We start from the raw sequence: 10,906 nt of genomic DNA, 5'->3' as shown, positions 1-10,906 counted from the left end.
GAGGGGTTCCCCTTCCCCCCAAACAGACAGCGAATAGTGTCAACAGGCCCTAGCCGCCGCTGACGGGATACAGCGGCAGGTCCGACGCGGCGTCCGGCATGGCGGGCCGGACGACCGAGGCCCGCCGCCGGTGCATGTCCCTCAGGGGCGGCTCGCCAAAGACCCGTTTGTACTCCCGGTTGAACTGGGTGATGCTCTCGTAGCCCACCTTGAAGGCGGCCGCCGAGGCGCGCTCGTTTTCAAACAGCATGAGACGCTGCGCCTCATACAGTCGCAACTGCTTCTGATACTGCAGAGGGCTCAGACCCGTGAGCAGCTTGAAGCAGCGGTGCAGATTGGCCGTGGACATGTTGACCTGACGGGCCAGCGTGGCGATGCGCAGAGTGGACTTGTAGTTCTGGCGGATCCAGTTGAGCGCCTGCACCGCCTGATGGTTCTGCGTCCCCGGCGTGTTCATCTGCCGCAGGATGCGCCCGTGCGGACTGATGAGCAGCAGATAGTGCAGCTCGCGCAGCATCATGGGCGCGCGCAGGGCTATCTGCTCCGGCTTTTCCAGCAGCTCGATGAGGCGAAGGAACATTTCCATGATATCGGGCGGCGTACCGGCAATGGATACGCCGCTCAACTCGCCGCCCCCCGCTTCCGCGTCGTGCGGCATTTCCGCCGCCAGCGAGGCCAGCAGTGCCTTGTCCAGATAACAGTAGCAAAACAGGAAGGGATGCTCCGGCGTCGGCGCTTCCACGTAGGAGGCTATGGGCATGTCCACGGCGGCCACGATGCTCTGGTTGGTCGAGTACACATATTCCCGGCCCGCCATGTAGGAATGCTTCGTCCCCTGCACGACCAGCCCCACCAACGGCTTCTCGAAGCATTTTTCCGGCGTTCCCGTCTCCTCGCGCCGCGCGAGGCGAAAGCCCTCGATGGCCGTGGGCAGGATGCCGGGATGCGGCAGATGCTGCAGGATCTTTTCCCTGATGCGGGCATTCAGGCGGCTTGTCCGTTCCAGATCGTCCGTCATGATCGTCTCTCCCAAAAGCAAGGGCGCGCAGTCCGCTCACTGCCTGCGCCGTGTCGCGCGTTTCGGCTCTTCATCCGCCAGTCTAGCCGACTTGCCCGCAAAGGTCGAGGCTGCCCCGCCCCCGCGCCGCCGCTGCCTGTGCCGCTGGCCCGCGCTGCGCGGCACTTTTTTCTGTTGAAAACTGTATCATATTGAAATATAAGCTAATTTAAATAGTGCATATGTATAAAAAAATCTATATATCGATAAAGATATATGGAAAGTACGCGGCGAGCGCCGCATCCGTCCCGGCAAAGGGGGTGAGTCATGGATGCCTTTCTTGCCACATGCAAAAAGATCTTCGGTTATGCCATGCTGTTCAGCATGTTCATCAACATCCTGCAGCTGACCTTTTCCATCTACATGCTGCAGGTATACGACCGGGTGCTGACGAGCTACAATGTCTCCACGCTGGTCGTCATCACCCTTGCGGCCGTCGTTGCCTCGCGACGCTGGCCGTGCTGGAGTGGATACGCTCCCGCCTGCTCATCCGGGCCGGTGTGGAATTTGAACGCATACTGAGCTTCCCCGTGCTGGATGCGGAGCTGCGCATGGCCTCGGCCCTGCAGAAACAGCCGGACCGGGGAGAGATCCGCGACGTGCAGACCCTGCGTACCTTTCTGGGCAGCAATGCGGTCTTTGCCTTTCTGGACATGCCGTGGATGCCCATTTATTTCCTCCTTATCTTCATCCTGCATCCGGCTATGGGCATGGTCGCCGTGGCGGGCGGCGCGCTGGTGCTGACCTTCGGCATCCTGACCCAGCGCGTGGCCGCGCCCAACCTGCTGGAAGCCAACAGCATCAACCGGCAGGCCGCCGCCCTGCTTGCCGGGGCCACCCGCAATGCGCCCACGGTCAGGGCAATGGGCATGATCGGCGCCGTCAGCGCGCGCTGGCATGCGCTCAATGCCCGCGTCATCCACTTGCAGACGTGCGCCAGCCGGCGCGTGGGCCTGCTCCACTCCATCAGCAAGTCCCTGCGCATCGGCCTGCAGGTGGCCATCTATGCGCTGGGGGCCTATCTGGCCATCACCCACCAGAGCTCGGCCGGCATCATGATCGCCTCCTCCATCATCATGGGCCGGGCGCTCGCGCCCCTTGATCAGGCTATAGCCACCTACAAGCAATCCCTTGAGGCCCGGGCCGCCTACAGGCGCATACGGGCCACCCTGGCCGCGCACGATGCGGCGGAGAACATGCCGCTCCCCGCGCCGCGCGGCGATCTGCACGCCGAATCCGTCAGCTTTGCCGTCGGCAGCACGCCCATCCTGCAGGGCGTGTCCTTCCATCTCCGGCCGGGCACGGCGCTGGCCGTCATCGGGCCGAGCGCGTCGGGCAAATCGACGCTTTGCAAGCTGCTCCTGGGCATCTGGCCGCTGAACGGAGGAAGCATCCGGCTGGACGGCGCGGACGTCGCCACCTGGGAGTCCGAACGGCTGGGGAATTTTCTGGGCTATCTGCCGCAGGATGTGGATCTCTTCGCCGGGACCGTGGCGGAGAACATCGCCCGCATGGGGCGCGTCAATTCCGATCAGGTCGTGCGGGCCGCGCGGCTTGCCGGAGTGCATGAACTTATCCTGCGCCTCCCGGCCGGCTACGATACGCCCGTCGGGGAATACGGGCAGGGGCTTTCCGGGGGGCAGCGGCAGCGCATCGGCCTTGCCCGCGCGCTCTACGGCGACCCGCGGCTCATCGTACTGGATGAACCCAATTCCAATCTTGATGAAGAAGGCGAGCTGCGCCTCATGCAGTGTCTGACGCGCCTGCGGCAGGAAGGACGGACCGTCGTCCTGGTGGCGCACAAGCCGGCCATACTGGCGGCGGTGGACGAGATCCTCGTGCTGCAGCAGGGAGGCAGTCCTCTCTTTTACGGCCCGCGCCATACCGTCCTGCAAAAAATGGAAGAGCTGCGCCGCCTCTCCCGCAGAGGGAGCGCCCCCCGCCAGGCCGCCGCGAGCCGCAGGCCGCAGATCTCCGTAAGCACCAACAGGAGGGATGACTATGCCGGATCCCACGACAGCACGGCCGCCTCAGCCGGTTGAGCGTCCGCCGCAGGAGACGGGACCACAGGACGCCGCACCGGCTGAGCCCCGCGCCGAACTCGAAAGTTTCGGCGTCATCATCCGGCAGGGGCTCATCGTCATCGGGCTTTTTTTCGGCCTGCTCGGCGGCTGGGCCATTTTCGGCAAGATCAGCGGCGCGGTGGTGGTGCCCGGCACCATCAAGATCGATACCGAGCGCAAGACCGTGCAGCATCTGGAAGGCGGCATCATCGACGCCATCCATGTGCGCGAGGGCGACAGAGTGCAGGCCGGACAGCGCCTGAACACCCTGCGCAGCGTCACGGTGAGCTCCTCGGTGGACATGGCCAACAAGAACCTGATCCTCTCGCTGGCGGCGCGCTGCCGCTACCGGGCCGAGAAAAAGCTCTTCCAGCCCATCGTCTGGGACAGGGAACTCCTTGATCTGGTGGCCCACTATCAGAGCCAGGACGTGCTGGAAAGCGAAGAAAAGATATTCGCGGCCCGTCAGGCTTCCTACAACAGCCAGTCCGAATTGCTGGATTCGCAGATAAACCAGATAGCGCAACAGATCCTTGGCCTGAAGGAAGAGCTCAACGCGGAACGGGCCATCATCGCCACCCTCAGGGAGGAGCTGGGCGCAAAACGCGTCCTCATGGAAAAAAAGTATCTGGAGCGTTCGCAGGTCCTGGAACTGCAGCGCCAGCTTGCCACCCATCAGGGCAGCCACGGCAAGCTCCGGCAGGCCATCGCCGCCTCCGAGCAGGAGAAGAACGGCCTGCAGCTGCAGAAGGAGGGCCTTACCATAGGCATCATCGAACAGGCCGCCAAGGAGCGGAAAAACCGCGTTTTTTCCGCGAAACGCCAGGCCGTATGGTTTGGAACGCGCAGCGTTTCAAACGGAAAATGCTCTTGTGGAAAAAAGCGTGCGCTGCCGGACTGCGCCCGCATCCCGAACCGGAGGAAATGATGCTCAACATGCGGTCATTGTTCATGCTGATGCTGGTGTGCGGCAGCCTGCTCTGCGGCGCGGAGCGGACGACAGCGCGGGAATGCTCGCTGGACGGCGCCATAGCGCGGGCGCTCAAGGTCAATCCCGGTCTGGAAGAAAAGATCCTGGCCCTGCAAAGCGCCTACATGGACATAGGCGTGGCCCAAAGCGTTTTCTGGCCCCGTCTTTCTCTGGTGGCAAGCCGCAACCGCCTCAAAAACAGCGGCGCGCACGGCAGCGTGGACGAGCTCTCCAATACCAGCAACTCGCAGGGCCTGCGCGCCGCCTGGTCCCTCTTTTCCGGCTTTTCCCACCTGAACGGCCTGCAGCGTTCGCGCATCGAGAAGGATATCGCCCGCGAGACGCTGCGTCAGGCGGAGCTGGAGCTCATCGCCAACGTCCAGATGCAGTTTTTCCTGCTGCTGCAGGCCCGGCGGGATCTGCGCTACGTCACGGACTCCATACGCCGCATCGAAACGCAGCTTGCGGCGGCGCAGACCTTTGCCGACGTGGGCATGGCCCCGTATGTCAATGTCCTCCAGAACAAGGTCGAGCTCTCGCAGGCCCGGGAACAGCGCATCACCGTCCAGAACAGCATCCGCACCGCCGAACTGCGCCTGAACCAGTTCCTCGGTCTTCCGCCCGGCGAGAAGGTCCGCTATCTGGGCACGCTGGAGGATTATCCCTGCAAGGAGGACTACAGCGAGGAGGAAGCCCTCAAGCCGGCCGCCCAGCACCGGCCGGACATCCACATTGCCCGCCTGAGCATCGAATCGGCGGAAAAAAGCGCCCTGGCCACGGCCGGGGAGGCCCTGCCGCAGGTGGAGCTGACCTCGGACTGGATGCGCTCCAGCCGGGATTATGCCGACCGCCGCTGTACCGATTACGACCGGCAATACTGGTCGCTGGGCATCAATGTGACCTGGACGTTCTTTGAGGGAGGCAAAACCGCGTTCGCCGTGGCGCGGGACCGCAAGCGCGCCTCGGGCCTGCGGGCCGCCTATCAGGACACGCTGGCCGCCGCCCGGACGGATGTGCTCACCGCGCTCATGGATATCCGGGCGGCGCGGGAAGTCTTCATGACCGCCCGCGAGGGCCTCAAGGCGGCTGAAGAAAGCTACGCCATGGCCAATAACCGTTACACCACCAATGTGGGTACCATCACCGAACTCCTCGACGCCCAGACCCGGCTGACCGAGGCGGAGGTGCGCATCAGCAAGGCGCTGGCGGACTTTCAGATCGCCCGCTCCAAGCTCTACTTCCACATGGGGCTGAAGAATACCGCTCTGCGCTGAGCCCCCGTCCTTCTCTCCCTCTCATCTGTGCACGCAAAGCGGGGCGGCCTTGCAGCCGCCCCGCCGGATCATCCCGAACAGGAACGGATCGTTCCCGCCACAGGCTGTGCGCTCATGCGGCCGCCGCCCTTGCCGGCGGCCGCCGCACCGCATTACCGGGTGCTTTCCGGCACGCCGTAGTCCCGCTCCGCCGCGTTGATGACGGCACGCACACGCTTGCGGGCCTCTTCCGACAGCGGTTCCGGCTGCCATTCGGCAAGCAGCTTTTTGGCCGCTTCCAGCGCGCGCGCTTCCATATCGAGCGAACCCGCCTCCTTCCAGCGGTCACGCGTCAGCCGGTCTATAAGTTTGGGCTTCGACTGGATGTGCATATTCTCGAAGGTATTCATGTGGGAGAGGAAATCACCGCGCGGACCGACCTCCTTGATCACGTCCACGGACAGGGTTTCGTCGTTCACCACGATACCGTCCATGCTATACAGCATCATCTCCGCCATTTCAGCGTCCATCAAGAGCTGGCTGTAACTGATGGTCATCCCCATCTCCAGCATACCGAGACCGTAAATGATGTTGGCACCTGCCAGCATCGGCAGCAGTCCGGTCAGCGTCTTTTCATGGCCGCTCTGGGCATCGCCGCACTTGCTGTCCCCCTAGCCACCCGCTGCCCAGGAGGGCAGCTTGTAGTAGCGGGCCATGCAGGCGACGCCGGCGTTGAGCATGGCAAGTTCCGGCGTGCCCACCACCGCCGCGCCGTAGCGCAGATCCATGGCTGTGGAGGAGCTGCCGTAAATGAATTTGGCCCCCTTGCGCGTGACCTGCGAAAGCACCAGACCCGCCAGCGCCTCGCAGTTATGCACCACCAGCGCCCCGGCCAGGTTGACCGGCGTGGACCCGCCGGCCATGCCCATGGACAGCACGTTCACGATGGCGCCGTTACGAGCGGCCACCATGATGACCTCGCAGACGTCGGCCGTCAGCTTGAGCGGGCTGATGGGGCAGGTGTTGAAGGTCACCGGGCAGCGTTCGGCGAAATTCTCCTCGCCCACCGCGGCCTTGGCCATGTCGATCATGTACTGGGTCAGCTTGCCGTTGCCGCCGCCGGTGAAGACATGCTTGGTGGTGTTCATCAGCAGGGCTTCATAATTGTGCAGCTCGGCCACGGCCTCGGGATAATCCTGCGCCCCGGCCATGCGCTCGCAGACCGGGATGACGTCCAGCGCATCCACCAGACGGGTCAGATCCTCCACGTCCTTCTTGGTGGAATTGCGCAGATCGCCGGTATTCGGGTCCACGATGTAGACGGCTTCGCCGAAATTGGTGAAGACCACCCGCCTCCCATCCAGCATGACATCCCTGTCCGGCGTGCGGCCCGGCAGCGTCAGCACTTCGGGCGCGCTGGCCACGGCTTCGGCCACCAGCCATTGGGGGATGCGAACAAGATCCTCGTCATAGACGCTGGCGCCCGCCTTGACGAGCAGCTCGCGCGCCTCCGGCGAGCCGATGAGCACGCCTGTCGTTTCGAGGATCTCAAGGGTAGCCCTGTGAATCGAGTCCATCTCGTCCTGTGTGAACATGTTGAGACTCAATCCACCGCTGGCAAGGCTACCGGCCTGTTTCCAGCGCTGTGCCATGTGAACCTCCTTTTTCGTCAACCGTAAACAGCCGGGACGTTCAGCACGGACCGTCCCGCTTTTTCTTGTTGATATATGTATCGTCGAAAAAATGCAATGAAAAAATATTTAATCTGATAATTTTATCTTCAGCATACATCGTGTGAAAAAAATATTTTATAAAAATACAATAAAATAGTGTTGTTATAAATACGGGCAGAAAATCGGGCATTTCTCCTCTTGCCCAAAGCCTCCGCTATTGATATATCTAATTCGCACTAAAAATATCTGGTGCGTGAGCGCGTTTTGCCTTTGCAAAAGGCGGAACGCGAGGCGGCGGCACAGCGCCGCCCGGCTGAAACCAAGCGGAAAACGCGTTTTTTCCGCGAAACGCCAGTCCGTATGATTTGAAACGCTGCACGTTTCAAACTGAAAATGCTCGAAGGAGGTGTTCGCGTGGTCAGCCACCAATCCATCCCACACCTGGCCAGCTGATGCGGTTGCGTCATCCAGACAGTCATCCCGAGCATACTCGCCCGCGCGGGCCCTGCCGGCCGGCCCCGATTTTGCGGCCCCGGCTCAACGTATGCCCCAATCCACAGCTTTTTCAGGAGAAATCATGAATACAGTGACTCATCCTCAGCGATCCGGCATTTTGGGTGTATTCGATCATAAGCTGTTCTGGCCTTCTCTCATTTTGTTCGCCATCATCCTGGCTTTCGCCCTTATTGCGCCCGAGGCCTGCGGCGCTTTCTTCGCTTCCATACAGAATTTCGTCCTTACCAATTTCAGCTGGCTGATCCTTGCCGTCGGCGCGGCGGCCATCCTGTTTTCCCTCTGGATGCTGCTGAACAGGCCCTTCGGCCAGATCCGGCTGGGCGGAGAGGACTGCAAGCCCGAATTTTCCTTTTACGCCTGGGTCAGCATGTTGTTCTGCGCCGGCCTGGGGACAGGCTTTGTGATTTTTGGCGCAGCGGAACCGCTGTACCACCTCTACAGTGCCCCGACCATCATCGACGCCGGGACAGCCGGCACGCCCCGCGCCGTGCCGGAGGCCATCCGCCTGGCCGTGGTCAACTGGGGACTTTTCGGCTGGCCGCTGTTCTGCACGGCGGGCTGGGCCATCGGCTATGCCGCCTACCGCTACAAGAAGCCCCTGCGCACCTCCACCGGCCTTTACGGCATCCTGGGCGAACGCTGCAACGACACGCTGATCAGCAAGATCGTGGACGTGCTGGCCGGGGTGGCGACCATCGGCGGCGTGGCCATGATGATCGGCCTGGGCGTGGCCTCCATCACCTTTGCCCTCAAGCTGCTCTTCGGCATCGAGCTCGGGCCTGTGGGCCAGTTCGCCGTCATGCTGGGCCTCATCGTCATCTATATCCTCAGTTCCGCGTCGGGCATCGCCAAGGGCATGCGCCTGTTCAGCGAATCCACCGGCTATCTTGCCCTCTTTTTGCTGGTGGCGGTGCTCTTCCTCGGCAATACGCCCATCACCTACTCGCTGAACATGCTGTTGCAGGTCACGGGCGAATTTCTGTTCCGCCTGCCGCAAAACCTCTTCTGGACCGACGCCACCCAGATCGCTCCCCGTCCCTGGTCGGGCACCTGGTTCATCTTCTACATCCTCTGGAACATGTCCTATGTGCCCTTTACCGGCGGCTTCATCGCGCGCATCTCGCGTGGCCGCACCATGCGGGAATTCGTCTTCGGCACGGCCATCGTCCCCATCGCCATGTGCCTGCTGTGGTTCACCATCTGGGGCAGCAACGCCTGTTTCGAACAGCTCTCCGGCTATCAGCCCATGTGGCAGGTGGTGAAGGAAAATCCCGAGCAGGCGCTGTACATGCTGCTCGGTTCCTTCCCCTTCGGCTCCGTGCTCTGCTTCGTCGCCTTCATCTGCTTCTGCGGCTTCGCCATCACCACCGCTGACGCCGCCTCGCACTTCATCGCGCGGCAGGTGGCTCCGGGCGAAGAACACTCCAGCCTGGCCATGCGCGTGCTCTGGGGCTGCGTCATCGGCATGACCGGCATCATCTTCCAGGTGACCGGCGGATTCTCGGCCATCAAGTCGCTGGCCATCTCCGGCGGGACGCTCTTCGTCCTCGTCATGATCGCCTACATCGTCTCCATCTGGCGCATGATGCATGCCGAGCTCCCCACCAGCGGCAGCCGTTCCTGATCGCGGGAAAATGCAGTAACATCCGACGCACCCAACGTACGGGAGGATAGGCTTCATGATGTACTTCAACAGGGAATTCAAGGTACTGACGGATCAGCAGCTCGAGCGCGTCCATGCGCTGACGCTGGAGGTCCTGGAACGCAAGGGCGTCCTCTTCCATTCGGAGGAGGCCCGCACCCTGCTGGCGAACCACGGGGCACGGGTGGACGGGGAATGCGTCCGCCTTTCCCCTTCGCAGGTGGATGCCGCCCTTGCGCAGTGCCCCCCGCGTTTCCTCTGGCAAGCGCGCGACAGCCGGAAGAGCCTGCTGGTCGGCGACGGGCAGGACGGCGTGCTGGTCATGCAGGATCACGGGCCGGTCTTCGTGCAGGAGCGCAACGGCACGCGGCGGCTGGGCACGCTCGACGACGTCATCAACTTCTACAAGCTGGGCCAGACCAGTGCCGTTACCCGCATCGTGGGACAGTGCACCGTCGATCCGCATGAGCTCGACGACTCGCCCGTCAAACACAAGCGCATCACCCATGAACTGCTGCGGCACACGGACAAGCCCATCCTCTCCTGGCCGCAGATGAGCAACCGGAACACGCAGGATATTTTCCGCATGGTGGAGATGGTCATGGGATCAGGCTACCTTGCCCGGAACTACTTCCTGACGGCATCGGTTTGCGCGCTCTCTCCTTTGCAGTATGCGCAGGAATCCGCGGACACCATCATCGCCTATGCCCGGGCCGGGCAGCCCGTCCTTCTGCTCACCGCGCCCATGAACGGCGTGAGCGCGCCCATTGGCGACATCGCCGCTCTGGTCATGCAGAATGCCGAGATCCTCGCCGGCCTCGTCCTGGCACAGGCCGTCACGCCGGGTATCCCCGTCATCTACGGCATCGGCACCTACGCTTCCGACCTGCGCACCGGCAGCTTCGTTACCGGCTCGCCGGACTCCAAGCTGGTGGACAGGGCGGCGCTGCAGCTGGCGCAGACGCTCTACCGCCTGCCCACCCGCTTCATGGCGGGCAATACCGATGCCAAGGTGGCCGACATCCAGGCCGGCTACGAGACCATGCAGAATTATATCCTGCTGCTCATGGGCGGGACGCACATGATCAACGAATGCCTCGGCATCCTTGACGGCATGATGGCCGTTTCCTACGAGAAGTACATCATCGACGAGGAGATGCTCCGCAGGACGGACCGCATGATGCGCGGCCTCGATACCAGCGAAGCCGCCTTCGACATCAGCGACCTGCTGGATTCTCCGCACGGCGAGTCCTTCCTCATGCAGGAAAGCACCCTGGCCGCCTGCGGCAAGCAGTGGCTGCCGGATGTGGCCTGCTGGAGCAGCTATGACGCCTGGGAGGCCGAAGGCAAGCCGGATATCCTGGATCGGGCGGCCGAACGCTGCGCCCAGCGCCTGCAGAGCGCCCCGGACGACCTGCTGGACAGCGACCTGAACCGGGCGCTGGCCGCCTTTGCGGAAGACGCCTCCGCCTGAGCGCCCTGAACAAGACCTCCTTATGCCGGGCTTCTCCTGTGCCTTTCCCGCAGGAGAAGCCCGCTTTGCGTCCGGCGCAGACGGCGGCCCGACAGAAAGGCGGGACCGGAGAGAGAGAAAAAAAAAAGAAGGCGCACGGCAGAAAAAACTTCAAGCGTTTTGCCTTTGAAAAAAGGAAAACGCGAGTCGCCGACACAGCGCCGACCGGCCAAACCAAGCGGAAAAACCGCGCTTTCTCCGCACAGCGCCCGGCCGCAT

Annotated in this window: 7 protein-coding genes and 1 pseudogene; 6 read left to right on the top strand and 2 right to left on the bottom strand. The window is 62.6% G+C overall.

Annotated elements, in window-relative coordinates; genetic code table 11:
* Positions 1–49: 49 nt before the first annotated feature.
* On the bottom strand, positions 50–1,018 hold the full coding sequence (locus Q0K12_RS08515) for an AraC family transcriptional regulator (RefSeq protein ID WP_297261964.1): 969 nt from the start codon (positions 1,016–1,018) through the stop codon (positions 50–52).
* Between the two features lie 306 nt (positions 1,019–1,324).
* On the opposite strand from Q0K12_RS08515, the gene Q0K12_RS08510 reads away from it, so the two are divergent.
* Genes Q0K12_RS08510 through Q0K12_RS08495 form a run of 4 tightly spaced genes read left to right on the top strand, consistent with a single transcriptional unit; the run spans position 1,325 to position 5,364 of the window.
* On the top strand, positions 1,325–1,579 hold the full coding sequence (locus Q0K12_RS08510) for a hypothetical protein (protein WP_297261962.1): 255 nt from the start codon (positions 1,325–1,327) through the stop codon (positions 1,577–1,579).
* On the top strand, positions 1,516–3,099 hold the full coding sequence (locus tag Q0K12_RS08505) for a type I secretion system permease/ATPase (protein ID WP_297261960.1): 1,584 nt from the start codon (positions 1,516–1,518) through the stop codon (positions 3,097–3,099). The genes Q0K12_RS08510 and Q0K12_RS08505 overlap by 64 nt, the downstream gene beginning before the upstream one ends.
* Complete coding sequence (locus Q0K12_RS08500) at positions 3,059–4,048, top strand: hypothetical protein (RefSeq protein ID WP_297261958.1); 990 nt, start codon at positions 3,059–3,061, stop codon at positions 4,046–4,048. Before Q0K12_RS08505 ends, Q0K12_RS08500 begins: the two co-directional genes overlap by 41 nt.
* An 8-nt stretch (positions 4,049–4,056) precedes the next feature.
* Positions 4,057–5,364 carry a TolC family protein gene (locus tag Q0K12_RS08495; protein WP_297261956.1) on the top strand — a complete coding sequence of 436 codons (1,308 nt, stop codon included), beginning with the start codon at positions 4,057–4,059 and terminating at the stop codon, positions 5,362–5,364.
* A gap of 152 nt (positions 5,365–5,516) precedes the next feature.
* On the opposite strand, the pseudogene Q0K12_RS08490 reads toward Q0K12_RS08495, so the two are convergent.
* Positions 5,517–6,995: pseudogene (locus tag Q0K12_RS08490) on the bottom strand (trimethylamine methyltransferase family protein).
* A 598-nt stretch (positions 6,996–7,593) separates the two neighbouring features.
* Between Q0K12_RS08490 and Q0K12_RS08485 the strand changes: the two are divergent.
* Together Q0K12_RS08485 and Q0K12_RS08480 are read left to right on the top strand one after the other, a co-directional pair.
* The gene (locus tag Q0K12_RS08485) at positions 7,594–9,156 is read left to right on the top strand and encodes a BCCT family transporter (RefSeq protein ID WP_297261954.1); all 1,563 of its coding nucleotides are present in this window, start codon (positions 7,594–7,596) and stop codon (positions 9,154–9,156) included.
* Positions 9,157–9,211: 55 nt separating this feature from the next.
* On the top strand, positions 9,212–10,648 hold the full coding sequence (locus Q0K12_RS08480; protein WP_297261951.1) for a trimethylamine methyltransferase family protein: 1,437 nt from the start codon (positions 9,212–9,214) through the stop codon (positions 10,646–10,648).
* The last annotated feature ends 258 nt before the right edge of the window (positions 10,649–10,906 follow it).

Origin of the sequence: uncultured Desulfovibrio sp. (assembly GCF_944324525.1) — a bacterium.
In the GTDB taxonomy this organism is placed as follows: domain Bacteria; phylum Desulfobacterota; class Desulfovibrionia; order Desulfovibrionales; family Desulfovibrionaceae; genus Desulfovibrio.
Note: the sequence above shows the minus strand (reverse complement) of the source record. Positions and strands in the feature narration are given on the sequence as shown.

Excerpts from the sequence above, each read along its gene's own strand:
- Q0K12_RS08515 (WP_297261964.1), bottom strand. The coding sequence starts at position 1,018 with ATGACGGACGATCTGGAACGGACAAGCCGCCTGAATGCCCGCATCAGG.
- Q0K12_RS08510 (WP_297261962.1), top strand. The coding sequence starts at position 1,325 with ATGGATGCCTTTCTTGCCACATGCAAAAAGATCTTCGGTTATGCCATG.
- Q0K12_RS08500 (WP_297261958.1), top strand. The coding sequence starts at position 3,059 with ATGCCGGATCCCACGACAGCACGGCCGCCTCAGCCGGTTGAGCGTCCG.
- Q0K12_RS08495 (WP_297261956.1), top strand. The coding sequence starts at position 4,057 with ATGCGGTCATTGTTCATGCTGATGCTGGTGTGCGGCAGCCTGCTCTGC.
- Q0K12_RS08485 (WP_297261954.1), top strand. The coding sequence starts at position 7,594 with ATGAATACAGTGACTCATCCTCAGCGATCCGGCATTTTGGGTGTATTC.
- Q0K12_RS08480 (WP_297261951.1), top strand. The coding sequence starts at position 9,212 with ATGATGTACTTCAACAGGGAATTCAAGGTACTGACGGATCAGCAGCTC.